The 25,529-nt window shown below is 60.9% G+C and carries 28 protein-coding genes and 1 tRNA gene; 10 read left to right on the forward strand and 19 right to left on the reverse strand.

What is annotated here, in order from left to right:
- Positions 1-337: 337 nt before the first annotated feature.
- Genes LE197_RS17765 through LE197_RS17785 form a run of 5 tightly spaced genes read left to right on the forward strand, consistent with a single transcriptional unit; the run spans position 338 to position 4,965 of the window.
- Positions 338-769 carry a TIGR03757 family integrating conjugative element protein gene (locus LE197_RS17765; protein WP_003111736.1) on the forward strand — a complete coding sequence of 144 codons (432 nt, stop codon included), beginning with the start codon at positions 338-340 and terminating at the stop codon, positions 767-769.
- The gene (locus LE197_RS17770; protein WP_016851627.1) at positions 769-1,707 is read left to right on the forward strand and encodes a TIGR03756 family integrating conjugative element protein; all 939 of its coding nucleotides are present in this window, start codon (positions 769-771) and stop codon (positions 1,705-1,707) included. The genes LE197_RS17765 and LE197_RS17770 overlap by 1 nt, the downstream gene beginning before the upstream one ends.
- 17 nt (positions 1,708-1,724) lie before the next feature.
- A complete protein-coding gene (locus LE197_RS17775) occupies positions 1,725-3,107 on the forward strand; it encodes an integrating conjugative element protein (protein WP_023122674.1) in 1,383 nt (460 codons plus the stop codon).
- The gene (locus LE197_RS17780) at positions 3,107-3,454 is read left to right on the forward strand and encodes a hypothetical protein (protein WP_016851629.1); all 348 of its coding nucleotides are present in this window, start codon (positions 3,107-3,109) and stop codon (positions 3,452-3,454) included. Before LE197_RS17775 ends, LE197_RS17780 begins: the two co-directional genes overlap by 1 nt.
- On the forward strand, positions 3,451-4,965 hold the full coding sequence (locus tag LE197_RS17785; protein ID WP_016851630.1) for a conjugal transfer protein TraG N-terminal domain-containing protein: 1,515 nt from the start codon (positions 3,451-3,453) through the stop codon (positions 4,963-4,965). Before LE197_RS17780 ends, LE197_RS17785 begins: the two co-directional genes overlap by 4 nt.
- A gap of 25 nt (positions 4,966-4,990) precedes the next feature.
- Here the strand turns inward: LE197_RS17785 and LE197_RS17790 are convergent, their stop codons facing one another.
- Complete coding sequence (locus LE197_RS17790; protein ID WP_071536355.1) at positions 4,991-5,314, reverse strand: hypothetical protein; 324 nt, start codon at positions 5,312-5,314, stop codon at positions 4,991-4,993.
- Between the two features lie 118 nt (positions 5,315-5,432).
- Here LE197_RS17790 and LE197_RS17795 point away from each other — a divergent pair, with 118 nt between their 5' ends.
- Together LE197_RS17795 and LE197_RS17800 are read left to right on the forward strand one after the other, a co-directional pair.
- A complete protein-coding gene (locus tag LE197_RS17795; RefSeq protein ID WP_003111730.1) occupies positions 5,433-5,705 on the forward strand; it encodes a type II toxin-antitoxin system ParD family antitoxin in 273 nt (90 codons plus the stop codon).
- Positions 5,706-5,708: 3 nt separating this feature from the next.
- On the forward strand, positions 5,709-6,062 hold the full coding sequence (locus LE197_RS17800; protein ID WP_003111729.1) for a type II toxin-antitoxin system RelE/ParE family toxin: 354 nt from the start codon (positions 5,709-5,711) through the stop codon (positions 6,060-6,062).
- A 26-nt stretch (positions 6,063-6,088) separates the two neighbouring features.
- On the opposite strand, the gene LE197_RS17805 is transcribed toward LE197_RS17800, so the two are convergent.
- From LE197_RS17805 to LE197_RS17815, 3 genes are all read right to left on the reverse strand, one after another.
- Entirely contained in the window at positions 6,089-7,003 is a 915-nt protein-coding gene (locus tag LE197_RS17805; RefSeq protein WP_003119431.1) for a hypothetical protein, read from the reverse strand.
- 25 nt (positions 7,004-7,028) lie between these two features.
- A complete protein-coding gene (locus LE197_RS17810; protein WP_010792230.1) occupies positions 7,029-7,268 on the reverse strand; it encodes a hypothetical protein in 240 nt (79 codons plus the stop codon).
- 135 nt (positions 7,269-7,403) lie between these two features.
- Positions 7,404-8,566, reverse strand: a protein-coding gene (locus tag LE197_RS17815) for an IS3-like element IS222 family transposase (RefSeq protein WP_088477278.1) whose coding sequence is annotated in 2 segments (ribosomal slippage) — positions 7,404-8,311 and positions 8,311-8,566 — 1,164 coding nt in all. Because the reading frame shifts where the segments join, the coding sequence is not laid out codon by codon here.
- Positions 8,567-8,950: 384 nt separating this feature from the next.
- Between LE197_RS17815 and mobH the strand changes: the two genes are divergently transcribed.
- Together mobH and xerC are read left to right on the forward strand one after the other, a co-directional pair.
- Positions 8,951-10,870 carry a MobH family relaxase gene (mobH, locus tag LE197_RS17820; protein WP_016852953.1) on the forward strand — a complete coding sequence of 640 codons (1,920 nt, stop codon included), beginning with the start codon at positions 8,951-8,953 and terminating at the stop codon, positions 10,868-10,870.
- Complete coding sequence (xerC, locus tag LE197_RS17825; protein ID WP_016852952.1) at positions 10,867-12,147, forward strand: tyrosine recombinase XerC; 1,281 nt, start codon at positions 10,867-10,869, stop codon at positions 12,145-12,147. The genes mobH and xerC overlap by 4 nt, the downstream gene beginning before the upstream one ends.
- A gap of 370 nt (positions 12,148-12,517) precedes the next feature.
- On the opposite strand, the gene LE197_RS17830 is transcribed toward xerC, so the two are convergent.
- The 15 genes from LE197_RS17830 to aspS form a co-directional block, all read right to left on the reverse strand.
- A tRNA-Lys gene (locus LE197_RS17830) sits at positions 12,518-12,593 on the reverse strand.
- A gap of 59 nt (positions 12,594-12,652) precedes the next feature.
- Positions 12,653-13,327: a 7-cyano-7-deazaguanine synthase QueC gene (gene queC / locus LE197_RS17835; protein ID WP_003111415.1), complete on the reverse strand. Its 675-nt coding sequence runs from the start codon at positions 13,325-13,327 to the stop codon at positions 12,653-12,655.
- Positions 13,328-13,342: 15 nt separating this feature from the next.
- A complete protein-coding gene (gene queE, locus LE197_RS17840; protein ID WP_226034094.1) occupies positions 13,343-13,990 on the reverse strand; it encodes a 7-carboxy-7-deazaguanine synthase QueE in 648 nt (215 codons plus the stop codon).
- 219 nt (positions 13,991-14,209) lie between these two features.
- Positions 14,210-15,034 (reverse strand): tol-pal system protein YbgF, encoded by an 825-nt coding sequence (gene ybgF, locus LE197_RS17845; protein ID WP_012614422.1) that lies wholly within the window; start codon positions 15,032-15,034, stop codon positions 14,210-14,212.
- A 9-nt stretch (positions 15,035-15,043) separates the two neighbouring features.
- Entirely contained in the window at positions 15,044-15,550 is a 507-nt protein-coding gene (gene pal, locus LE197_RS17850) for a peptidoglycan-associated lipoprotein Pal (protein ID WP_003111417.1), read from the reverse strand.
- Between the two features lie 52 nt (positions 15,551-15,602).
- Positions 15,603-16,901: a Tol-Pal system beta propeller repeat protein TolB gene (gene tolB, locus LE197_RS17855; protein WP_003086128.1), complete on the reverse strand. Its 1,299-nt coding sequence runs from the start codon at positions 16,899-16,901 to the stop codon at positions 15,603-15,605.
- Complete coding sequence (gene tolA, locus LE197_RS17860; RefSeq protein WP_003117096.1) at positions 16,898-17,941, reverse strand: cell envelope integrity protein TolA; 1,044 nt, start codon at positions 17,939-17,941, stop codon at positions 16,898-16,900. The genes tolB and tolA overlap by 4 nt, the downstream gene beginning before the upstream one ends.
- A 2-nt stretch (positions 17,942-17,943) precedes the next feature.
- Positions 17,944-18,384, reverse strand: coding sequence for a protein TolR (gene tolR, locus LE197_RS17865; protein WP_003086126.1), 441 nt, complete (start codon positions 18,382-18,384; stop codon positions 17,944-17,946).
- Positions 18,385-18,406: 22 nt separating this feature from the next.
- Entirely contained in the window at positions 18,407-19,102 is a 696-nt protein-coding gene (gene tolQ / locus LE197_RS17870; protein ID WP_003086125.1) for a protein TolQ, read from the reverse strand.
- A 1-nt stretch (position 19,103) separates the two neighbouring features.
- Complete coding sequence (gene ybgC / locus LE197_RS17875; protein WP_012614423.1) at positions 19,104-19,550, reverse strand: tol-pal system-associated acyl-CoA thioesterase; 447 nt, start codon at positions 19,548-19,550, stop codon at positions 19,104-19,106.
- A gap of 52 nt (positions 19,551-19,602) precedes the next feature.
- On the reverse strand, positions 19,603-20,661 hold the full coding sequence (gene ruvB / locus LE197_RS17880) for a Holliday junction branch migration DNA helicase RuvB (RefSeq protein WP_003086123.1): 1,059 nt from the start codon (positions 20,659-20,661) through the stop codon (positions 19,603-19,605).
- A 10-nt stretch (positions 20,662-20,671) separates the two neighbouring features.
- On the reverse strand, positions 20,672-21,277 hold the full coding sequence (gene ruvA, locus LE197_RS17885; protein ID WP_003086122.1) for a Holliday junction branch migration protein RuvA: 606 nt from the start codon (positions 21,275-21,277) through the stop codon (positions 20,672-20,674).
- Positions 21,278-21,293: 16 nt separating this feature from the next.
- Positions 21,294-21,818 (reverse strand): crossover junction endodeoxyribonuclease RuvC, encoded by a 525-nt coding sequence (gene ruvC, locus LE197_RS17890; protein ID WP_003112575.1) that lies wholly within the window; start codon positions 21,816-21,818, stop codon positions 21,294-21,296.
- Positions 21,819-21,902: 84 nt separating this feature from the next.
- Positions 21,903-22,649, reverse strand: coding sequence for a YebC/PmpR family DNA-binding transcriptional regulator (locus LE197_RS17895; protein WP_003086107.1), 747 nt, complete (start codon positions 22,647-22,649; stop codon positions 21,903-21,905).
- 66 nt (positions 22,650-22,715) lie between these two features.
- The gene (gene aspS, locus LE197_RS17900) at positions 22,716-24,491 is read right to left on the reverse strand and encodes an aspartate--tRNA ligase (protein ID WP_023088906.1); all 1,776 of its coding nucleotides are present in this window, start codon (positions 24,489-24,491) and stop codon (positions 22,716-22,718) included.
- Positions 24,492-24,930: 439 nt separating this feature from the next.
- Between aspS and LE197_RS17905 the strand changes: the two genes are divergently transcribed.
- Positions 24,931-25,401, forward strand: a complete 471-nt coding sequence (locus LE197_RS17905) for a Dps family protein (RefSeq protein WP_003086103.1) — start codon at positions 24,931-24,933, stop codon at positions 25,399-25,401.
- Positions 25,402-25,529 lie beyond the last annotated feature (128 nt).

A 25,529-nucleotide genomic window follows, 5' to 3' on the forward strand; every position in this document is an offset into this window, starting at 1 on the left:
AGAAAAACCCTACCCCCAATTTCGCTTCAATTCTGTTTCAGAAGACAACAACTATCTAATTTACTAGTAGGAATCTCAGCGCAGCCGTCCTGCCTCTTAGCAACAAAAACAACTGTTTCGGCAGTGACTGCTCAGTCCGCGCAAACACCTGAAAACAAGATGGCTTGGAATCTCACTTCTACCTTATGAGTTACCAGGCGCCCTCCTCTGCACCATGCGCCAACAACTCGCCAATACGGAGGTAAAAAATACCCCGGCGACGTAGTGATGATTTCCTGCTGCCCTATCGGAAGCGATCCTGTCTCCTACCTGTACCTATTCGAACCGGTACAGACCCATGCCTCTTCATCGTTCCCCCCCAGCCTGGTGGCCACGCCCCCTGGCCGTTGGCTTACTACTTGTACTGCTGACCGGCGCAAGCCAGGCCGAAACCTGGGTCATCACTGACCAGGCCCATCCGGTCACCGCCACCGGATCATCGCGAGTCCTGCTCCTGGATGCCCAGCAACACCTTGAGGAGCAACTGACTGACGCTCTGCCCAAGGATCCTCAACAAGCTCAGGTAGCGTTTCAGCAGTTGCTACAGAGCCCCGAGGGGCGACGCCTGCAGGCAGAGCTGGTGAAGGCACAACAAGACGTCACCGATGCGTGGAGTCTCGGTGTCGAGAAGATCCCTGCCGTGGTAGTCGACAGGCAGTACGTGGTCTACGGCGAACCGGACGTACCGCGCGCTCTTGAGCTGATCGCCAAGGCCAGGAGGACGCGCTGATGACCAGCCTCAACCTCCGCCGCCTGGCAGCGGCGGCCGCCACCTTCAGCCTCTCGTTCACGGCCGCGGCCGCGATCAACAGCGCCGCCATCGTCTCCTCCACCCTTTCCCCTCAGTGCCTCGAATACAAGGTCGTCGGGATCTGCTACTGGCTGCTCTGCGGCCCGCATGGCTGCAAGGTGAAGACGTCGGTCAAGGTCCGCCACTACGTGCCTGACGCAGTCGTCTCCAGCTATGCGAATACCGGGAGCAACCCCTGGACGGAAGTGTCGGCGCTGGGCACACCGAATCCCCTCGCCCAGGCCGGCAATGACGCGACCACCAACCACAAGGCCGAGAACAGCATCGGCCGCTTCAAGGAAGCGGATGTGATCGGCCATCCTGGCGGGGCCACGTTCAGCCGGTTCGCCAGCGCCTCTGGGTACGTTTGCCCTGGCGCCACCTTCCCGCTGGTGCCGTACTTCCTCAGCACACTGGACGCCATTGGCTGGCGGCATGGCATTCCCGAGCAGGTGTACCCCGAAGCGTTGGTCCCAGGGCTGCGCGAGGTGGGTGGAATCTTCTCCGGCGACATGTGGGGGAACCTCTATCCGCGCAGCGGATTCCTGCACCAGACCGACGACTACAAGACGGCGGCCGTCATCGCCCAGCGCGCCGGCGACATCACCACGCGAATCGGCCAGCTCCACGTCTACCTCCCCATGCGCGCAGCACCCAAGGACGGCTACTGGCCGGCGGGCGAGCTGAAAGAGGGCGATGCCTCGACCGGGAAATGGCAGGAGCTGACCCCGTCCCTGAGCCTCAACTGCGCGGTGTTTCCCAACTCAGGGCCGAAGACGCAGGCCGTCGACGGCGATTACGCCTGGGCGCTCTGGCGTCCCTACTCCTGCTGCCAGCGCAAGGGGCAGATCTTCCTCGGCAGTACCGACTTCCAATAAGGACACGGAGACGAATCATGCGAATGAACATCACCTCGGTCGCGCTGACGTGGCTGCTCGCAGCTCAACTTGCCCAGGCCGACGACCCAATCAACGTGTCCAAGACCGGCACGGTGCTCAGCGACGAGGTCCTATACAGCATTGGCGGCGGCAGTGCGGTGAGCATGGGCAGCGCCGGCCAGATGGACTCGATCGGCGTCGGTTTCGGCTGGAACAACGACCTGATGTGCGGAAACATGAACCTGAGCACCACCCTGGAGAACCAGCTCAACGGTGCCACACAGGGCTTCCAGAACATCATGGGCTCAGTCATCCAGAACGCGACCGGCGCGGTCATGTCGCTACCGGCGTTGATCATCCAGCGCGCGAACCCTCAGCTCTACAACCTGATCACCAATGGCATCCTGCAGGCGCGGATCGACTACGACCGCTCGAAAGGGACTTGCAGAGCGATCGCCGAGAAGATGGCTGACATCGCTGGGGAGCAGACCGGCTGGGGGAAAATCGCCGAAGGCCAGGCCCTGGGCGCCACGCTGGCCTCTGGCGGGAAAGACGCCGTATCCGCCCTCGAAGTAGTGGAGAAGAAGGGCGGCAACGATGGCGTAACCTGGGTCGGTGGAGACAAGGCCGGCGGCTCCGGCCAGAAGCCCATTCGCATCGTCAACGACGTGACCCGGGCGGGCTACAACCTGTTGACCAGCCGCTCGGTGAAAGACTCATCGAGCGTGCCTTCCGCCAGTTGTAACAACGGCCTGGTCTGCAACACCTGGTCCTCCCCCCAAGAAGCCGCTGCATTCGCCACCCGGGTACTGGGGGAGCAACAGCAGCAGACCTGTGAAGGCTGCCAGAAGACGGTGACGGCTGCAGGCGTCGGCCTGACCCCGCTGATCCAAGAGACCTACGACAAGAAGCTCCAGTCGCTGCAGGAGCTGCTATCGAAAAGTAAGCCACTGACCGCCGAGAACCTGGCTGCGGCCGGCACCGATGCGCTGCCAATCACCCGCGGCGTCATCGAGGCGCTGCGCGACGAGCGTGACCAGGACGTCCTGGCGCGCCGCCTGGCGTCCGATGTCTCCCTGATGGACGTGCTCAGCAAGGCCCTGTTGTTACAGCGCCTGATGTTCGCCGGCGCCAAGGAGCCCAACGTCGCCGCCAACGGCCTGGCCACCCAAGCCGTCGATCAGCAGACCAGCCTCCTGCAGCAGGAGATCTCGAACCTCAAGACCGAACTGGAACTCCGTCGCGAGTTGGCCAGCAATTCGCCCATGCGGGTCATCGAGCGCGGGCAACAGCGCGCCTCAGGGTCCAGTGGCGTGTTCGAGTCGGCGCCCGATGCTGATCGCCTCGATCGCCTGCAGGCCCCCTCTGCCGCCGGCGGCAAGTCGGGAGGGAGACCGTGATGGCAGATACGCTCACCACCCGAAAGCTCCTCGGCCAGCTACTGGTCGGAGTGCTGATCGTCGTCGGCCTGGCAGTGGTCGGTACGCTGCTCAGCCTCTTTGCCCTGAACCACTTCGGTGGCATCCAGGGCCTGGAGGCCTGGCGGCAAAGCAACTACTGGAGCTTGTTCTCCTGGAGGGCGCTGCTGTACTGCGCCCTGGCCATCGCCTGGTTCCGGCTCAAGCAGCGCAAGGAGCTGAGCGCGCATGAGCGGCAGCGCATTCGGCGGATCGAGATCCTGGTGCTGTTGCTGATCCTGCTCATCGAATTCAGCAAAGCCTACTTCCGCACGGGAGGCGCAGCATGACCTTCATGACCAATGACTACCTGGAGTATTACCTCACCCTCCTCGGCTGGATCATCAACAACGGGATCTGGAACATGATCTCGGACACGGGCCTGTTTGCGGTGCCGTTCGCGGCCATCGTATTGCGCGAATGGCTGAAAGTTCGCGGGGAAGGCGCCGACGAGGGCAACAAGGGCGTGCTGTCTCTGGCCCGCATCGAGACGCATATCTACGTCGGCTACATCGTGGTCGCCCTGGCGGGAATCCCGGTCGTCAACGTGAGCTTCGACACCATCGAGTTCGACCAGGCCCGCGCCCAGCAGTGCCAGTACAGCCTGCCAGCGCCGGCAGACACCGGCTGGTCGAACTCCTTCAGCAGCCTGGCCGGCAAGAGTGCGCAGATGCCGCTCTGGTGGGCGATGATGCACGCCCTGTCCAAGGGCTTCACCGCCGGCGCGGTCGCGGCCATTCCGTGCGGCACGGATCTGCGGCAGATGCGAATGGAAGTGGACAATACGCGCGTGAACAACCCGCTGCTGGCACAAGAAATCGCTGATTTCTCCAGGGACTGCTACGGGCCTTCCCGTGCGCGGCTGTTCATGCGACAACCCGATCTGGGCTCCGTCGCCGAGGACAACAAGGCGCTGCAGGACCTGAACTGGATCGGCTCCCGATTCCTGCTGAACACCCCGGGGTACTACGACACCGACTACTCGAAGAGTCCCCGTCAGTCGTGGCCCTACAACGCCACCCGCGACGCCGGGCTGCCCCAGGTGGGCGGTGGTGGTGGCTACCCCACCTGCAAGCAGTGGTGGGCTGACTCAGGGATCGGTTTGCGTGATCGGATCAAGGACCAGGTGGATCCGGACCTGATGACCAGCTTCCTCAAGTGGGCAAAATGGCTGAACCAGGAGGAGGTAACCGAGGCAGTCATTCGCCAGGTGATCTCCCCCTCCAGCCAGGTCAAAGGCAACGTCTATACCGACTATGGTGGGCAGGTGGGCGGTACGGTCTGGAACGGCATCGCGAGAACCGCAGGAACCTTCGGCGTTGCCCTGGGCAGCCTGGCCTATTTCCCGGCGATGGATATGGTCCGCCAAGCACTGCCGATGGTGATGTCGTTCCTCAAGATGGCCATGGTCATCTGCATTCCGATGGTCCTGGTCATCGGCACCTATCAACTGAAAGTTGCCATGACGATGACGGTCGTCTTCTTTGCGATGATGTTCGTCGATTTCTGGTTTCAGTTAGCCAGATATATCGATAGCACGATACTTGATGCCTTCTATGGTTCGGGATCACCGCATCTTTCATTTGACCCAGTCATGGGACTGAACACGGCGACTCAAGATGCAATCTTGAACTTCGTGATGGGGGCAATGTTTATTATTCTGCCACTTCTCTGGGTCACAGCAATAGGCTGGTCTGGTGTGCAGGCAGGACAAGTCCTCCAAGGCCTTTCCCAAGGCACCAAGGACGTCCAGACAGCAGGTGGAGAAGCGGCAAATAATGCCAAGCGGCATATATTCTAATAAATAAGGCCCAACTGGGCCTTATTTAATCATCAGTTCGCTGGCCGGCAACATAATGACCATACCCTTGCGGGCCATACTCATATCCGTAGCCAGACGTGTTTTCTTTCCGGGGACCATTTGGAAGCCCCCCAAAGGCGAGAACAGCTCCACCCAGAACTATCAGTGTCAGGGCGCCACTTAAAAGCCAGCTGAAAGCTTGAGATGCCAGCACAAGAAGAGTGCCGGATACTAAAGTGCGCTTCACCCAACGACGGAGAGGCTTGGGATCGGTGATGAGAAAACGCACAAGCGTACCCAGACCAAAACCGACCCGGGAGGCAAAACCTTTGTTGGTGTGCGCGTTCATGATCAATCTCCTGGCTCCCAGAGGGAGGCATCCTGCTATCACCTATACGCCAAAAAAGATGATCTAGCAAGCCTTATGGCATATTATGCCACTAGCTATCTGCCGACTGGAGTACCTCATGGCAACGCGAAACGTCGTCCTTCCCGATCCGCTGGAGCAGGATATCAACGAGCTGGTGGAGACCGGCCGCTATCAGAATCGCAGCGAAGTCATCCGGGCAGGATTGCGCCTGCTGCTGCAACAGGAAGCCCAGAATAGCGCCAAGCTCGAAGCCCTCCGCAACGCAACATCCAGTGGGCTGATGCAACTGGAGCGCGGCGAGTACGACGAGATCACCAGAGACGACCTGGCCCACTACCTCGACGAGCTCGGCAACCAGGCGAGCCACTGAAGCATGGCCAAGTACCGCATCTCTCATGATGCCCAAGCGGACATCGTCGATATCCTGCGCTTCACCCACAACCGCTTCGGCGATGCCGCGCGCCGACGTTACCAGGCACTCATAGGGGCGGCGCTGGAAGCAGTTGCGACAGACCCACAACAGGTAGGCAGCATCAGCCGTGAAGAACTGGGAGCGGGCCTGCGCAGTATCCACCTCGTTTACTGCCGCTCGATGCCCAACGTCGGTAAGGTTGTTCGGCCCAGGCACTTCGTCTTCTACCGGGTGGCGACAGACCAGGTGCTCGAGGTGGTTCGCGTGCTTCACGACTCCATGGATCTGGATCAACACCTGCCTCGCAACCGATGACTTCCAAGCTGAATATCAGCTCCGGTTCATCCGGCGGGCAGCAAGTCACCCAGCACCCGACGCGCCGCCTCGACCAAACCGCTGTCTCTATGTGGATGATCCTCGGGCAAAGCAATCAAACGTTGGAAATACTGGCGGTTAAATACAATCGACTTCGTATATATATCGATAGCCTTTCCTTTCCGCTCTGTGGAAACCAGCATTTCCATCCCCTCGGTCAGCTCACCCTCAAGGCTGTCCTTACGAAACCGGTGCTTCACAAAGCACATATTGAGATCGAAATACTCCTTTCTCCCTGACTCATCCACCTTCGAGGAGACTCGGCCATACTTATCAACTGAGGCTGCCGGCACTTCAGCGGAGACTGCCTTGACAAGGTCATCATCGAGTAAAAGCTGTCCAAAAAGACTCTGAGAATCAGCCATATAGGCAAATATCCAGGGAATATTGGTCAGGGTTGCCCCAGTATAAAGATATCCTCTCTCCCTTCTGTATTGTTCCAGCATCCGGATAGCCAAGTTTTGAGAGATATTCACGCCCAGTTCTTTCCGCAGCAGGTAGATAACCCTGTCGAACTGCTCGATCAGTATTTTTAGTATTTTCAGAGGCGTGCCGTTTACCGAGGCTTTCCGCTCTGTCTTTTGGTGTACCCTTGGTTTGAAATAAGGGCAGTTCTCTCGCGCCTCCTCATCCGCTTCGGCAAGGTCTCGAACCGAACGAGCGTAATGACGCCCATAGGGACGAGCCACATTGGCGGGCAAATGATAAAGGCCTATGATTTGTACTGGATTGTCGCAGGCGGGACAGACAGCGAAATGTCCCTCCGTGCCATTTTCAGAGGTGGAGAACCAAGGCTCCTGGCGTCGCGTTTCTTCTTCGAAACGTTCGCGCTCGATTGGTCGCTCATCGGTTTCCTCTGGCTTCAACTTGTAGACATCCATAGCGCACCGCTCTCCATGAAAATAATCAATTTAGCCTGTATCGATTAGCCATCCGGCTCCACCAGCCCTCGGGAAGTTCGGGGACCGCCCCTTCATGCTCGGCCATTCTCAAGCACTGAAGAACGGTGCTCAAGCCAAGGGAGAGGACGTGATGTTTATCCTGCAGCGCAAAGATGAGTTCGTCATGGCACAGGCTCCCGCTGTCATCCCCGTTTTGCTCTTGGAGTAGCTCCGCCCGGTTATTCAGTATGTCGTCATGGTTCATCGTATCCATCTCCTGTCTGACTCGGCCAGATTGGCCAGGTCCGCAACGAGAGGGTGCCCGGTTACAGGGTGCAGCGCCTCGAAAAAACCAAACCTGACCCATGAAGTATTTTTCCGTCGACACCGGGTGTAGTGGTCAACCCATCCCGGACAGTGGGTTGAGTTTTTCTTCGGCCACCGCAGGCGGTAGCCCGTCGTTGAATTGATGCGGCCTGATCCAGTTATAGCGGTGCATCAGGTAATGACTGATGTCCCGTTGGGCCTCCTGCGCCGTCAGGTAACCCGTTGACGGGACCCACTCCGACTTCAGACTGCGGAACAGGCGCTCCATCGGCGAATTATCCCAGCAATTCCCCCGACGGCTCATGCTCTGCTGCATCCGATAGCGCCAGAGCCGTTGTCGAAACAGGCGGCTGGCGTACTGGCTGCCCTGGTCTGAATGGAACAGCACCTGCTGTGGCTTGCCGCGCTGTTCGTAGGCCATGTCCAGGGCCTTGATCACCAGTTCGGCATCCGGCTTGGCCGAGAACGCCCAGCCGATCACCCGCCGGATATGCAGATCCAGCACCGCGGCCAGGTAGTGCCAACGGCCTTGCGCCCAGACGTAGGTGATGTCGCCACACCACACCTGATTGGGATGCTCGGTCGCGAATTCGCGGTTCAGCCGATTCGGGATATCCGGACGCTCAACCGTGGCCTGTTTGTAGGCGTGCGAGCCCGGTTGCTTGCTGACCAGGCCCAGCTCACGCATCAACCGACGCACTCGGAAACGGCCGATGGTCACGCCCTCTTCGCGCAGCATGCCCAGAATGCTGCGGCTGCCGGCCGAGCCCCGACTCTGGCTGAACAACTGGTTGACCTGGCTGCGTAGCGCCACGCGGCGAGCATCGACACGCCGCCGTCGAAGACGGTGGACGTAGTAGCAAGACCGCGCCACATCGAAAGCTGAACAGACCACTTCCACCGACTCCTGCTCACTCAACTGGTCTATCAGCGCGTACGATCGAGTTCGTCCGACATCAAGAGAGCGGTAGCCTTTTTTAATATCGCTTTCTCCCGCTCCAGCCGGTTGATCCGGGCTTCCAGCTCCTGGATCTTTTGCTGCTCAGGCGTCAACGCCTTGCTCTTCGGGGTCACACCCTGGCGCTCCGCCTCGAGCTGCTTCACCCAACGGCGCAAGGCCGAGTCCACCACCCCCAGCGAACGGCAGGCGTCGATATGGCTGTAGCCTTGGTCCAGCACCAAGGCGGCAGCCTCTCGTTTGAACTCGGCGGAAAACGTACGTCGTTGCTTGCTCACCAGACACCTCTCTCACGGCGAGGATTCTCGCCTAAATCGGTGTCCGGGATCAGTAGACCACTACAGGGGCACAAATGGCCCAAAGGGGAAATGGGCTTGAAAGGTGAAGGGAATGGTTCACAAGGGTAAAAGCCTTACCCGAAAGGGCCTGCCGGAATGCAGAAATGGCTGCGTTCGCGCCGGCGAACACGAAAAGGCTACGGGTGAACATCCATCAGCAGGTGCCCAATGGTTGAGCCTGGCGCAGTTCCTCCCCGGCAGAGCACAAGGCCGGGATGGCACATTGCCAACAAAATACCCTTCCCCGCTACCGTTGTTTTATCGTTGTTGCCAGCCCCTGATCTGGCGGAAAAGCCCGCTCCATGAATCGTCATGGAGCCTCCCATGTTTCAACTCCTTTCCTGGATATCCAGGAAGCCGTCCCCCACCCCACCAACCAAAGCTGCCCCAGGGGGATTCATCCCTCCTCTGAGCAGTACGGAGCTGCTCGGCACGCCTCGGCGCCGGCAGCTACTGGAGAACATCTGGCAGCGTGCCTCGCTATCCAAGCAGCAATTCGAGGAGATCTACCGGCGGCCATTGGCCAACTATGCCCAGCTGGTCCAGCAGCTCCCAGCTTCGGAAAACCATCACCATGCCCATCCAGGCGGGATGATCGATCACGGCCTGGAGATCGTGGCCTATGCACTGAAGGTGCGGCAGACTTACCTGCTCCCGATCGGCGCAGCGCCAGAGTCACAGTCAGCCCAAGCTGAAGCCTGGTCGGCCGCCGCGGCTTATGGTGCCCTGGCTCACGACATAGGCAAGATCGTCGTCGACCTGCAGGTTGAGCTGCAGGACGGCAGCACCTGGCACCCTTGGAACGGACCGATCAACCAGCCTTACCGCTTCAAGTACGTGAAGTCCCGCGAATACCAGCTTCACGGCGCTGCCTCAGCACTCCTCATCCACCAACTGCTTCCGCGCACTGCACTCGACTGGCTCAGTCGCTTTCCAGAGCTGTGGGCTCAATTGATCTATCTGTTCGCAGGGCAGTACGAGCACGCTGGGATCCTCGGCGAGATCATCGTGAAGGCAGACCAGGCCTCAGTCGCGCAGGAGCTGGGGGGTAATCCGGATCGAGCGCTGGCTGCACCGAAGCAGTCGCTGCAGCGGCAGTTGGCAGACGGCCTGCGCTTCCTGGTGAAGGACAAATTCAAGCTGAATCAGCCGGGCGGCCCGTCCGACGGGTGGCTGACTCAGGACGCACTCTGGCTGGTGAGCAAGCCCGCGGCCGATCAGTTGAGAGCCTACCTGCTGGCTCAGGGAATCGAAGGGGTCCCCTCCTCCAACGCGCCATTCTTCAACATGCTCCAGGACCAGGCCGTCATCCAGACGAACGCCGAAGACAAGGCCATTTGGACGGCCACGATAGACAATGGTGCTGGGTGGAGAAACAAGTTCACGCTCCTCAAGATCGCTCCAGCCTTGATTTGGACAGACCCTACCGAGCGTCCCGCGCCCTACGGCGGATCACTCGTAATTGAAGAGGGCAACGCCTCCCCTGAAAAGCCGGAAACGACCTGCGAAATCCCCAACGATCCGATTGAACAGCGACAGGTACTAGAAGCCAAGATGACGCTCCGCCAACCTGCGCCGATCGTTGCGAAACCGTCAAACGAGATGCGGGCGATTGCGAAGCCCTCAACTGATGTTCAGGAAGAAACAGACGATTTGTACGCGCTTCTTGGTAATATCAATTCGCCACTAGAAGAGCTAGACATTAGCCACGACTCACCGGCTGCTTCTCCTACGAACACTCGCGGGGAGGAGAACCTACAGCAGCCACTAGGGAACAAGGAGCTAACAGATTGCGCTCCTGAAGCAGTTGAAGATGTATTTATGCCTAGCAGAAGCACTGATCTGGGACAGGGATTCGTTGGCTGGATGAAATCTGGTATCGCGACCCGTCGCCTGTTCATCAACGACACCAAAGCCTTGGTGCATACCGTCGACGGGACCGCCATGCTGGTCACGCCAGGAATCTTCAAGCGTTATGTCCAGGAGCATCCGGAGCTCGAAAAGCTGGCCCAGGCCAAGGAGACGACCGGCTGGAAGCTGGTGCAGCGCGCGTTCGAGAAACAAGGGCTTCACCGGAAGACCAGTAAGAGCCTGAACATCTGGACCATCAAAGTCTCAGGCCCTCGTAAAACGAAAGAGCTCAAGGCTTACCTGCTCCAGGATCCCAAACTGCTGTTCCCTGAACAGCCTCTGGACAACCCAAGCCTCACGGTCATTACCGACGCCGAAGGGGGTGTCGAATGACGCCGCAGCAGCTCACCGAGGAGTACATCTTCGCGCACGATCTCCGAGAAGCCAGCGCGAAGATCTACCGCGCCGCGACCAAGGCGCTGCTCAAGCACTTCGGCCCTACGGCAACCGTACAGGAAGTGGACCACAGGTCTGTGCTGGGATGGCGGCGCAAGGTCTTGGAACAAGGCCTGTCGAAGCGGAGCTGGAACACGTATTCGAATCATCTGCGAACAATCTGGGGCTATGCCATCGAGCACGAGCTGGTGACGCACTCCCAAGTCAACCCGTTCAGAAAGACCACCGTCATCCCCCCCAGGCGAGCAAGCAAAACTGTCGCAGCCGAAGCCATCCTGCGCGCCCGCAATTGGCTCAACATGCAGGTCGGCGCAGAGCGCTGCACCGGCGATCGCGCACGCATCACTCCCGCCTGGTTCTGGCTTTGCACGTTTGAGGTCTTCTACTACACCGGCATCCGGTTGAACGCGCTGCTGTGCATCCGCAAGCGCGACATCGACTGGGATAATCAACTGATCCTCATCCGCGGCGAGACAGAGAAAACTCATAAAGAGTTCGTAGTGCCAATAACGGAGGGGCTTGTGCCTCACCTATCGCGGCTCCTGAAGGAGGCCGATAAAGCCGGATTCGCCGATGACGACCAGTTGTTCAACGTCAACCGGTTCTCACCGCACTACAAGAGCAAGATGATGAACTCCGACCAGGTCGAAGCCATGTACCGGAAGTTGACCGAGAAGGTTGGGGTGCGGATGACCCCGCACCGTTTCCGGCACACCCTGGCCACCGACTTGATGAAGGCACCCGAGCGGAACATCCATCTCACGAAGTGCCTGCTCAACCACTCGAATATCCAGACCACCATGAGCTACATCGAGGCCGACTACGACCACATGCGTGCCGTGCTGCATGCCAGAAGCCTGGCCCAAGGAGCGCTGGAGAACGTCAGGAAGGTGGATTACAGCGGCTCCCCGCAAGCCTCTGCCAAACCGAAGCCATGCGGGCAACCTCTCGCTCGAATGGGTGAAGTACCGCCGCCGGAGGCCAGGACAGAACCTGCAGAACCAAGGGAGCACATACCAGGGACAGGCATTCAGGGAGGTCCAACCGTGCGGGAAGAAGCGCTACCACAGCCACCTGACACCTTCGACCAAAGCGTGCTGTTCACTCTGATGGCTCAACACTTATCGAACCGTGCCGCCTCGGCATCCGCGGCTCCCGCTGCAACAAGCGGATCTGGTGGATGGGGATCTACTGCCCGAAGCAGTCTCGCCTAGCGATACCGATACTGAAGGGCCGGCTACCGGACGAAAGGTAGCCGCGCCTCCCAGCAGTTCGCTAGGCCTGTAAGAAAAATCTGGAATTACCGAGAGCGCCTGGATTCCAGCGCCGGCATGCTGGCAGAGCCCCGCAGTTTCACGGCCAAAACCGCAGTACCCTCTGTAATCGCTGATTACGTCGGGGGCGCATTGCTACGCCTGCAGAATGGTTTCAGGGCCTTAGAAACAGAAAAGCCCACCTAAATAGGCGGGCTATTCCATATTGACATCACGTCAATGCGGGCCTAATGTTCGGCCCAGACGGCTGCTGGACAAGTAAAAGGTGCAACACCCCTTCCTAGGCCTATGCAACTCGCCCCGTCGAAAATGGTGGGTCGTGTAGGATTCGAACCTACGACCAATTGGTTAAAAGCCAACTGCTCTACCGACTGAGCTAACGACCCAACGCGAGGCGTATAATACTGATTTCTAACGTAAAAACAACACCCCTCGTGAATTTTTTTCAGAAATATGGCGTCGGGTCGGAAATACCAGCCGCCGCGAAGCCATCCGCACGCAGCCGGCAGCTATCGCATTTGCCGCACGCACGTCCCTGCTCATCGGCTTGATAACAGGACACCGTCAGGCCGTAATCCACCCCACGCGCCACGCCCGCCTGGATGATCTGCGCCTTGGACAGATACTGCAGCGGCGCCTGGATGCGGAAGCCATTGCCTTCCACGCCCGCCTTGGTTGCCAGATTCGCCATGCGTTCGAAAGCCTCGACGAACTCAGGGCGACAATCCGGATAACCAGAGTAATCCACTGCATTCACACCGATGAAGATGTCACGGGCATCCAGGACCTCGGCCCAGCCCAGGGCGAGCGAGAGGAACACCGTATTGCGCGCCGGCACGTAAGTCACCGGTATACCTTCGCTAGGCGACTCGGGCACCGCGATGCTCTCGTCGGTCAATGCCGAGCCGCCCATGCCATTGAGGTCGAGCCCTATCACCTTGTGCTCGATCACGCCCAACTGCCGGGCCACGCGCTCGGCGGCCTGCAGCTCGGCGCGATGGCGCTGGCCGTAGTCGAAACTCATGGTGTAGCAGGCGTAGCCGTCGGCCTTGGCCATGGCGACAACGGTGGCGGAGTCGAGGCCGCCGGAGAGCAGGATGACCGCTTTCTTCTGGTTCATGATGAATTCCTCGTCTCAATGGCCCGGTTCGTCGTTCCAGAGAATCTTGTGCAGTTGCAATTGCAGGCGGACCGGCAGGTTGTCGGCCACGATCCAATCGGCCAGTTCTCGCGCGCTGACCTGATGGTGGCTCGGCGAGAACAGGACTTCACCGGCACGCTGGTCGAGGCGGTACTCGATCAGCTTGGATACCGCCCAGTCGTAGTCCTCTCGCGAACAGACGACGAACTTCACCTGATCGTTGTCGGTCAGCAACGGGATATTTTCGTATCGGTTGCGTCCGACCTCGCCAGATCCCGGCGTCTTGAGGTCGAGAACCTTGCTTACGCGCGGGTCGACCCGTGACACGTCGAGAGCCCCGCTGGTTTCCAGGGAAACCTCGTAGCCGGCGTCGCAGAGCCGTTCCAGCAGAGAGATGCAATTCGGCTGGGCCAGCGGCTCCCCGCCGGTCACGCAGATGTAGCGGGGCTTGTAGGCGGCAACCCGCTCGAAAATGGCGTCCAGGCTAACGACGTCGCCGCCGCTGGAGGCATAGGCGGTATCGCAATAGTGACAGCGCAAGGGGCAGCCGGTCAGGCGCACGAAGACCGTCGGCAAGCCGGCGGTACGTGTTTCCCCCTGCAACGAGTAGAAAATCTCGGTGATGCGCAGGGTCTGTTGCATATTCAGCCACGGGCGTGACGACTGAACAGGTCGTCCGCCTCCGTTGCGGTAAATGAAGGAACGCCACGGGACGTATCCTGTCGTGGCGCTCGAAATCCCGGAAAGTCTCGCGTGGAGAGGCACGAAGATCAGCCGAGCTGAAACCATGCAGCTTCACGGGGGCGCCGATTCTAACGAAAAAACCCGCGACAGGCGCGGGTTTGTTCATCGGGAACGGGATCAGCGAAGGTTCTTGAGATCGCGCTGCGCCAGTTGAGCGGCCGAAGTGCCTGGGTACTGGGAAATGACCTGCTGGAGGATACCCTTGGCCTTGTCGTTGTTACCCAGGCGACGCTCGACGTCCGCCAGCTTGTACAGAGAGTCGGGCACCTTCTGGCTGCTGGGGTAGCTCTGGCTGACCCGCGCGAAGGCCTGGCCGGCACCTTGCAGGTCGCCCTTGGCCAGGTTCACCTCGCCGAGCCAGTACTGGGCGTTGCCGGAGTACTGGCTGTTCGGGTACTTGCGCAAGAAGGCATTGAACGCCTGGCTCGCCTTGTCGAAATCCTTGCTCTTTATCAGGTCGAAGGCCGCATCGTAGTAGAGCTTCTCCTTCGCCGGGTCGCCCGGCTCGCTGCTCGGCGCCGGTGCGTTGTTGCCTGCGGGAGCCGCAGGCGCCCCATTGGCGTTGATGGCGCCAGCGGGTGCGGAATTCTGTGCAGCGGGAGCGCCACCACCGGCAATCCGACGGTCGAGGTCCTGGTAGCGTTCCAGGCTTTCCTGCTTGAGCTGCTGGATCTGGTTCTGCTGCTCCTCGAGCGTGCCACGCAGGCGAGCCAACTCGTCCTGCATCTGCTGGAGCTGCATGAACAGTTCGCCCTGCACGGAGGTGGGGGTTGTCACCCCACCTCCGGCAAAGGCGCCGCCGGCACCTGCCGTGCCATACCCGGAAGGAGGAACGTTGCCGCCATTGTTGGCGGCAACGCCGTCATACACAGGAACTTCCGCCCAGGCCGCTAATGGCAGGCTGAGCGCGAGGAACGTCAGGACACGCAGGTGCTTGGGCATAACGACTTCTTACTTCTTCAGCTCGACGCGACGGTTCTGAGCCCAGGACTGCTCGTCGTGGCCGGTAGCGACCGGACGCTCTTTACCATAGGAAACCAGTTCCAGCTGGGCCGGCGAAACGCCCTGCAGCACCAGGTAGCGCTGAACGGCCTTGGCACGACGCTCGCCCAGAGCCATGTTGTACTCGCGGGTGCCGCGTTCGTCGGTGTGGCCTTCCAGCACTACGCGCTGACCGCTGCCTTTCAGGTCTTTCGCGTGTACGTCCAGAGCGCGCATGGCTTCCGGCTTCAGGTCGGAGCTGTCGTACTCGAAGTAGAAGGTGGTGATCGCACGCAGAGCGGCTTCGTCGCTCAGGCTGCCGTCAACGGCACCGCTGTTGGCGCCATAGCCTGCGTTCGGGTCGACGCCGCCATTGGCACCTTCACCGGAAGCATCGCCGCCCTTGGAGGAGCAACCCACAGCCACAGCCATGGCCAGAGCCAGCGCAGCAAATTTGCCGAATTTCAGCATTTCCATCATGTAACTCCTAATGAACCCCAGTGTATAAGTTTGTAACCGTTGGCGACCGTCAGTTCAGGTAAGGGGACCAGGAAGGCTCGCGCACATCGCCCTGAGCGGTAGGGAGAGGTATCCGTACGCGTCCGTTGATGGATACGAGCATCAGCACGCCCCGGTCCTGCTGGCGGGTGGCGTAGATTAGCATGGTGCCATTGGGCGCAACAGTGGGCGAATCGTCCAGAGTGGTGTTCGACAGCACCCGCAGATTGCCGCGCTGGAGGTCCTGGGCGGCAATCTGGAAGTTGGTGTAGCCCTGCTGGCGGTGGACCATTACCAGGGTCTTCTCGTCGGCCGAGAGTTTCGGGTTGGCGTTGTAGTTGCCGATGAAGGTTACCCGGTCCACGGCACCGCTGTTCACGTTCATCTTGTAGATCTGCGGCTTGCCGCCACGGTCCGAGGTGAAGTACAGGGTAGAGCCGTCCTTGCCCCAGAAGGGTTCGGTATCGATCGCCAGGTTGTTGGTCAGGCGGCGCAGGGCGCGGCTGCCAAGGTCCATGACGTAGATTTCCGGGTTGCCGTCGCGCGACAGGACGAAGGCCAGGCGGTTGCCGTCAGGGGAGAATGCCGGAGCGCCATTCAGGCCCTCGAAATTGGTGATCTGCTCACGACGGCCAGTATCGACGTACTGGATGAAGATACGCGGGCGCTTCTGTTCGAAGGAGACATAGGCGATACGGCGGCCATCGGGCGAGAAGCGCGGCGACACGATGGGCTCGCGCGACTGCAGCAGGGTCACCGGGCGGGCGCCGTCGTAGTCGGAGCGCTGCAAGGTGTAGCGGGTGTTGTCGACCGAGAAACGCTCGGCGGTGACATAGAGCATCTTGGTGGAGAACGCGCCCTTGATACCGGTGAGCTTCTCGAACGACTGGTCGGCGATGTAGTGCGACATGTCGCGGAGCTGATCGGTGCTGCCGGTCACGCTGCCGGTCAGGACCTGCTGCTCGGTGCCGACATCGAACAATGCGTACTGCACCTGCAGGCGTCCGCCGGCAGGCACGATGTTGCCGACCATCACGTAGTTGACGCCAACTGCCTTCCAGTCACGGAAGATCACTTCGCTGGCCTGCGCCGGCTGGCTGATCATGTTCTGCCGGGGCAGCGGCTCGAAGTAGCCGGAGTTGCGCAGGTCGTTGCCGATGATATTGGACATGTCTTCCGGCAACACGTTGCCCCCCTGGAAGCCGAACGGCACCACGGCGATGGGAATGGCACGGTCGTTACCGCTGGAGATCACCAGCGGGTCGGCAGCCTGCGCAGCACCTGCCACCAGGGCCAGGGCGAACAGCGCAATGCGAATCAGGGTACTCACAGACTCAAATCCTCCGGTTTAAAGATGATGCGGCGCTGACGATACAGGCTGTCGAAGGTAGCCCGCGGCAATTGCTGCATCTCGGGAATACGGCCGACGTTGCGCACCGCCGCCACCGCCGAACTGTCGAAAGGCTTGTCGCCACTCGAACGGCTGACGCTGGCATTGGTGATGGTACCGTCCGGCAGCATTTCGATCAGTACTTCTACGCTCATTCCATTACGCGCCGATGGAGGACGCCGCCACTGCTGGCTCACCAGGTTGACGATCAGGTCGTCGAGACTGCCGGTGACCTCGCTGCCCACCTCGTCGGCCAGGGCCTGCTGGCGCTCGGTCGTATCCGAAAGCAACTCGGCCAATGCCTGCGCCTTCTTGTCCTCGGCAGCCTTGCGGGCTGCCGCGGCAGCGGCGGCGGCCTTTTTCTTGGCGGCCTCGACGGCAGCTTTCTTCTTCGCCGCTTCCGCAGCAGCCTTCTTCTTGGCCTCCTCGGCCGCTTTCTTCTTCGCGTCCTCGGCTGCCTTTTTCTTGGCGTCCTCAGCGGCCTTTTTCTTGGCCTCGTCCTCGGCGCGCTTCTTGGCTATGTCAGCCTGCTTCTTCTGTTCGGCGGCCTTGGCCTCGGCAGCTTTCTTGGCTTCATCGGCCTTTTTCGCCTCGGCGGCTTTCTGGGCCTCGGCCTTTCGAGCCTCGTCAGCCTTCTTTTGTTCCGCCGCTTTCGCAGCAGCGACCTGCTGCTGTTCCAGCTTTTGTTGCTCGAGTTTCTGCTGCTCGAGCTTCTTCTGTTCGAGCTGCTCGACTTCGTATTGCTTGGAGGCGGTCTTCTTCGCCTCGCCAGCGATCTTCTGGTTGGTCTGGGTCGTCGCCTGGCTCTTCGACTTGAGCTGGTAGAGCGTGGCCTGCACGATCGGCTTGGAGGGAGGAAGCTCCGGAGCAAACGCCCAGCTGACGAACAGCATGGCGAAGATCAGAACGTGCAGGACCACCGCCAGGACGACGGGCCAGAAATAACTCTCGGAAGGCGAGCGCTCGAACTGTTGCTTCAAGATCAGGGGGCCTCGGTAATCAACCCGACGTTGGGCACACCGGCCTGCTGCAAGGCACCCATGGCGCCAACCACCGCACCATAGTTCACCGCCTTGTCGCCGCGGATGAATACCTGGGTGTCCGGACGGGCACTCATGATCTTGGTGACTGCATCGGTCATCTGTTCCAACGACACGGCACTATCGGTCTGTTTTTCAGTATCCACTTCGCTGCCGACGTTCCAGTAATAGGAACCGTCGGCCTTCACCGAAAGGGTCAGGACCTGCTTGTTGTTGTCCTGAGGCAACGCCTCGCTGGACACCTTCGGCAGGTCGACCTTGACCCCCTGGTTGAGCATCGGTGCGGTCACCATGAAAATCACCAGTAGTACCAGCATCACGTCGATGTAAGGCACCACGTTCATTTCCGCGACCGGCTTGCGCTTGTGACGAACCCTTGCCATATCGGCTTACCTCTCAGTCGTCTTAGTCGTCGCTGGTGTGCACCTTGCGGTGCAGGATGGCCTGGAACTCGTCGGCGAAGGTGTAGTAACGACCGATCAGCATCTCAGAACGTGCGGAGAAGCGGTTGTAGGCGATGACCGCCGGGATCGCGGCGAACAGGCCGATGGCGGTAGCGATCAGCGCTTCGGCGATACCCGGGGCGACGGTGGCCAGGGTTGCCTGCTGCACGGTGGCCAGGCCACGGAAGGAGTTCATGATACCCCAGACGGTACCGAACAGGCCGACGTACGGGCTGGTGGAACCGACGGTTGCCAGGAATGGCAGGCTGGCTTCGAGTTTCTCCTCCTCACGGGAGATGGCCACACGCATGGCGCGCGCCACGCCCTCCATCACCGCATCGGGATCGACGCCGGGCTGCTGGCGCAGACGGGAAAACTCCTTGAAGCCGGCACGGAAGATCTGCTCGACGCCGGAGTCCGGGTCCGGATTGCTACCGGCCTGGCGGTACAGCTTGGACAGGTCGATGCCCGACCAGAAGCGTTCTTCGAAAGCATCCAGTGCCTTCTTGGCGGCGCGCATGGCGTTGCCGCGCTGGAAAATCATGATCCAGGATGTGACCGAGGCGGCCACGAGGGTCAGCATGACCAGCTGCACCACGATACTGGCGTTGCTGATCAGGCTCCACATGGAGGTATGGTCGACGACGTTCGGTTCCACTTTAATCTCCTGCTGAAAAAGAATCCGGGCTTCCGGCAAAAGCCGCACGCAACGTTTCGGGGATAGCACGTGGCTTCAGGGTGTCCGCTCGCACGCACGCCACCAGGAACCGCCCCTCGCAGAGCAGGACGGAGTCCAACGCTCGACGAACCTGTTGACGAAACTTCAGGCTCGCCCGGTTCAACTCCTCGACCTCGGCGCTGACAAGCAGTTCATCATCGAGCTTGGCCGGGGCGTGGTAACGCGCCTCGGCGGAGTGCACGACGAACAGCAGATTGTCGCCGACCAGTTGCGATTGGGCGAACCCCAAAGCTCGCAGCCGCTCGGTCCGAGCCCGTTCCATGAACTTGAGATAGTTGACGTAATAGACGATGCCGCCGGCATCCGTGTCCTCGTAATAGACCCGGAAACGCTGCTGGAACGGCTTTGCCCCGTGTTGCGCGCGCATACTCTAGAACCAAGTCCCGGCTTTGCCAATCGGCAATCGCCCACAAATGCAATTAATTACCATCTTCAGACGTGAACAGATCCGTCGTCACCCCCGGCCCCAACCTTTTCGGAATATTCAGGCCAAAGTGCAGGTACGCATGGCGTGTTACCACGCGCCCCCGCGGTGTCCGCATGATGTAGCCCTGCTGGATCAGATAGGGCTCCAGTACATCTTCGATCGTGTGCCGCTCCTCGCTCAACGCCGCAGCCAAGTTGTCGATTCCTACAGGCCCGCCATCGAACTTGTCGATCATGGTCAGCAACAGACGACGGTCGAGGTGGTCGAAGCCACGCTCGTCGACATCGAGCAGGTTCAATGCCTTGTCGGCGATCACCCGGGTAATGTCGCCCTGCCCGCGGACCTCGGCGAAGTCGCGTACCCGGCGCAGCAGGCGATTGGCAATTCGCGGCGTACCGCGGGCGCGCTTGGCGATTTCCGCCGCGCCCTGCGGCTCGATCTCCAGGCCGAGAATGCCGGCCGACCGACTGACGATGGTCGCCAGGTCCTCGACGTTGTAGAACTCCAGGCGCTGGACGATACCGAAGCGATCGCGCAGTGGATTGGTCAGCATGCCGGCACGGGTGGTCGCGCCGACCAGGGTGAACGGCGGCAGGTCCAGCTTGATGGAGCGGGCCGCGGGCCCTTCGCCGATCATGATGTCCAGCTGGAAATCTTCCATGGCCGGATACAGCACTTCTTCGACGATGGGCGAAAGACGGTGGATCTCGTCGACGAACAGGACGTCGCCGGCCTCCAGGTTGGTCAGCAACGCGGCGAGATCGCCGGGACGCTCGAGCACCGGCCCGGAAGTACTCTTGATGGAAACGCCCATTTCCTGGGCGATGATATTCGCCAGGGTCGTCTTGCCCAGCCCCGGCGGACCGAAGATCAGCGTATGGTCGAGCGCCTCCTGGCGGCCGCGCGCGGCATGGATGAACAGCTCCATCTGCTCGCGCACGCTGGGCTGGCCGATGTAGTCGGCCAGCTTCAGCGGGCGAATGGCGCGGTCCAGCTGCTCATCGCGTTCGCGACCGGAAACGGCGGATATGAGGCGATCAGGCTCGATCATCGGGCGCCACCTAGACCATGCCCTTCAGGGCCTGGCGGATCATTTCTTCGCTGGACAAATCCTCTCCCGGTACGGCTGCGACGGCACGACTGGCTTCCTGTGGCTTGAAGCCGAGGGCGATCAGCGCGCTGACTGCATCGGCCTCGGCGCTTGAGACTGTAGCGCTGGCACGGGGTTCCATCACCAACGGTGCAATCGTGGGCATGTTTTCCCAAGCCTTGAAGCGGTCCTTCAACTCCACCAGCAGGCGCTCGGCGGTCTTCTTGCCAACACCGGGGATCTTCACCAGGGTGGAGGTGTCCTGTGCCTGGACGCAACGCACCAGTTCGTCCACTTCCAGGCCCGACATCAGCGCCAGGGCCAGTTTCGGACCCACGCCGTTGAGCCGGATCAGCTCACGGAACAGCTCTCGCTCGCGCTTTTCGGCGAAGCCATAGAGCAAGTGCGCATCCTCACGCACAACCAGATGGGTATGCAAGGTCACCGGCTCGCCCACCGAAGGCAACCGATAGAGGGTCGTCATCGGCACTTCCACTTCATAGCCGACGCCATTCACATCGAGGATCAGGTGTGGCGGCTGTTTCTCCGCCAGGGTGCCACGCAAGCGTCCGATCACGAAGAGCTTTCCTTATTCAAAGACGCAGGCGCCCGCCACGTCGGCGTGCGCCCACCAGGCCATGGGGGACCAGACTCTGTTGGGTATGGGCATGACACAGGGCGATGGCCAGGGCGTCGGAAGCATCTATCTGCGGTTTCTGGGTCAGCTTCAACAGATGCATGACCATCATCTGCACCTGCTGCTTGTCTGCACCGCCGGTCCCCACGACTGCCTGCTTGACCTGCGAGGCGGTGTACTCCGCCACGCTCAACCCCTCCTCCATTGCCGCGACGATGGCCGCCCCCCGCGCCTGCCCCAGCTTCAGGGCCGAATCGGCGTTGCGCGCCATGAACACCTGCTCGATGCTCAGGGCCGTCGGGCCATGGGTGCGGATCACCTCGCGGACGCTGCGAAACACCACGTGTAGACGCTCGTGCAAGGGGCCATTACCGGTCCGTATACATCCGGACGCCACGTATTCGCAACCGCGCGCCGTTTCCCGCACCACGCCGAAGCCGGTGATGCGCGAGCCCGGGTCAATCCCTAGAATCAAAGTCATAAGCTGGATACTAAAAGCCGGAAGCGGGGTTCGAACGCATCAAGCGTACCCCACTTCCGGCTTCGCGTTATCGCTCCGATCGGCTCAGCCGAGCTGCGCCATCACGTCGTCCGGGATATCGGCATTGGAATAGACGTTCTGCACGTCGTCCAGGTCCTCGAGCATGTCGATCAGCTTGAGCACCTTCTGCGCGGTTTCCAGGTCCAGGGTCGCGGTGGTCGAAGGGATCATGGTGACTTCGGCTTCGTCGCCCTTGAATCCGGCGGCGGCCAGCGCCTCGTTCACCGAAATGAAGTCGGCGAAGGTGGTGAACACGTCGATGGAGCCATCATCGTTGACTACCACGTCATCGGCGCCAGCCTCCAGGGCCGCGTCCATCAGCGCTTCCTCGTCCACGCCGGGAGCGAAGCTGATCTGTCCCTTGCGCTCAAACATGTAGGCGACCGAACCATCGGTGCCCAGGTTGCCGCCACACTTGCTGAAGGCATGACGCACTTCGGCAGCGGTACGGTTGCGGTTGTCGGTCATCGCCTCGACGATGATCGCTACGCCGCTCGGCGCATAACCTTCATAGGAAAGCTCGACCATGTTGTCGGCATCGTTGGAGCCGACGCCGCGCGCAATGGCACGATCGATGGTATCGCGGGTCATGTTGGCGGTCAGCGCCTTGTCCACGGCCAGGCGCAGACGCGGGTTGTCCGCCGGGACGCCGCCGCCCTGCCTTGCAGCGACGGTCAGCTCACGGATCAGCTTGGTGAAGATCTTGCCTTTCTTGGCATCTTGCCGCTCTTTGCGGTGCTTGATGTTGGCCCATTTAGAATGACCAGCCATAACTCACTCCGTATTGCTCTCTCGGCAGGAGGCGCCGCAAGCGGCGCCTCCGCGGGTTGATTCGAATCACTCGGCCTTCGCCTGCTCGCGCAGGCGAATGTGCAGCTCGCGCAGGGCCTTGCCGTCCACGGAACCCGGTGCCTGGGTCATGACGTCGCCAGCGCTCTGGGTCTTCGGGAAGGCGATCACTTCGCGGATAGACGATGCACCGGTCATCAGCATGACCAGGCGATCCAGGCCGAAGGCCAGGCCGCCATGCGGCGGCGCACCGTACTTGAGCGCGTCGAGCAGGAAGCCGAATTTCTCTTCCTGTTCCGCCTCGTCGATGCCCAGCACACGGAACACCGCCTGCTGCATGGACTTGTCATGGATACGGATGGAACCGCCACCCAGCTCGGTACCGTTGAGCACCATGTCGTAGGCGCGGGAAAGTGCCGCGCCCGGATTGGCCTCAAGCTCGGCCGGGGTGCACTTGGGCGAGGTGAACGGGTGGTGCAGCGCGGACAGCGAGCCGTCGTCGTTCTCCTCGAACATCGGGAAGTCCACGACCCACATGGGCGCCCACTCCCGGGTGAGCAGCTTGAGGTCATGGCCGACCTTGATACGCAGCGCGCCCAGGGCATCGCAAACGATCTTGGCCTTGTCGGCGCCAAAGAACACGATGTCGCCGTCGACCGCGCCAACGCGATCGAGGATCACGTTCAGGTTGGCCTCGGGGATGAACTTCACGATCGGCGACTGCAGGCCTTCCACGCCCTTGGCGCGCTCGTTGACCTTGATGTAGGCCAGGCCCTTGGCACCATAGATGCCGACGAACTTGGTGTAGTCGTCGATCTGGCTGCGCGGCATGGAGGCGGCGCCCGGTACACGCAGGGCGGCGACACGCCCCTTCGGATCGTTGGCCGGACCGGAGAAGACCTTGAACTCCACTTCCTTCAACTGGTCGGCGACGTCCACCAACTCCAGCGGGATGCGCAGGTCGGGCTTGTCCGAACCGTAGCGGCGCATGGCCTCTTCGAACGGCATGTGCGGGAACTCGTCGAACTCGACATCCAGCACTTCCTTGAACAGCTGGCGCACCATCTTCTCGGTGATGCCGATGATGTCGCTCTCGTCGAGGAAGCTGGTCTCGATGTCGATCTGGGTGAATTCCGGCTGGCGGTCGGCACGCAGGTCCTCGTCACGGAAGCACTTGGCGATCTGGTAGTAGCGATCGAAGCCGGCGACCATCAGCAGTTGCTTGAACAGCTGTGGCGACTGCGGCAGGGCGAAGAAGTGGCCCGGGTAGGTACGGCTCGGCACCAGGTAATCGCGCGCGCCTTCCGGCGTCGGCCGGCCGAGGATCGGGGTCTCGACGTCGAGGAAGCCGTTGTCGTCCAGGTAGCGGCGAATGCTGCTGGTGATGCGCGCACGCAGCTTCAGCTTGGCGGCCATCTCCGGACGACGCAGGTCGATGAAGCGGTAGCGCAGGCGCGTTTCCTCGCCCACATCGGAATATTCATCCAACGGGAACGGCGGAGTCTCGGCCTGGTTCAGCACTTCCAGTTCGTAGCCCAGTACCTCGATGGAGCCAGACGCCATGTTCGGGTTGCGCGCGCCTTCAGGGCGCAGGCGCACCTTGCCGGTGATCTTCACCACGAACTCGCTGCGCACCCGGTCGGCCTTGGCGAAGGTTTCCGCACGGTCCGGATCGAACACCACCTGGGCCAGCCCCTCGCGATCGCGCACATCGAGGAAGATCACTCCACCATGGTCGCGGCGGCGGTGAACCCAACCGCAAAGGGTGACTTCCTGGCCGTCCAGGCTCTCGTTCAGTTGGCCGCAATAGTGGCTGCGCATCATGGTGTGGTTCGCTTCTCGTAAGTCTTGGATTCTGTGGAGCCGCCGGCTGCCTGGCGACCATTGCCGGGCTCTCGCCGGCCCTGACCGAGCACCGGAACCATCGGTACGCCCCCGGAAGGACATCTCCCGCGCTGCCCGGTGAACGGCAACGGCGAAGCACCCGCATCCGGGCCCACTTCGCATTGAAGGCGGGGATTATAGCCTGAAAAATCCATGGCTTGCAGCCAGCCCCGCCGGCCTGTCACGCGGGAAGCCAGGCCGTTGAACGGAAGCATTTCGCCTCCCCCTGCGAACCATTCGCTTGACCGGGCAGTCGGAATAGATTCTCCCTATCGCCGCCTTTGACATAGACCAAGAGCGCTGGGAAAAACCCTGTGTTAGCCTCACTCCAACTGTTTCGGAGTGCCCCATTCACAAGGCCGACTGAAAGGAGAACGCCATGGAAATCAATATCGGAATCGGCGAACAGGATCGCGCAGCCATTGCCGAGGGCCTGTCGCGGCTACTGGCCGACACCTACACCCTCTACCTGAAAACCCACAACTTCCACTGGAACGTCACCGGCCCGATGTTCAACACGCTGCACCTGATGTTCGAAGGCCAGTACACCGAACTGGCCGTTGCCGTGGACGACATCGCCGAGCGCATCCGGGCCCTGGGCTTCCCGGCGCCCGGCACCTACGCCGCCTACGCCCGCCTCTCGTCCATCAAGGAGGAGGAAGGCGTTCCGGAAGCCGAGGAGATGATCCGGCAACTGGTCCAGGGCCAGGAAGCCGTGGTGCGCACCGCCCGCAGCATCTTCCCGCTGCTGGACAAGGTCAGCGACGAACCCACCGCCGACCTGCTCACCCAACGTATGCAGGTGCATGAAAAGACCGCCTGGATGTTGCGCAGCCTTCTTGCCAGCTGATCGTCGATCGCTCGATAGAAAGCGGGGCCCGCCTCAGGGTCCCGCCCTCCCCCTCCGGCGCCAACCGCTTGATTTGAGTAGCCTCCTGCTTTCCTGTTAAATAGCCGCCGTGCGTCACGCGCATAGGC

Origin of the sequence: Pseudomonas sp. PS1(2021) (genome assembly GCF_020405165.1) — a bacterium.
GTDB lineage: Bacteria > Pseudomonadota > Gammaproteobacteria > Pseudomonadales > Pseudomonadaceae > Pseudomonas > Pseudomonas aeruginosa.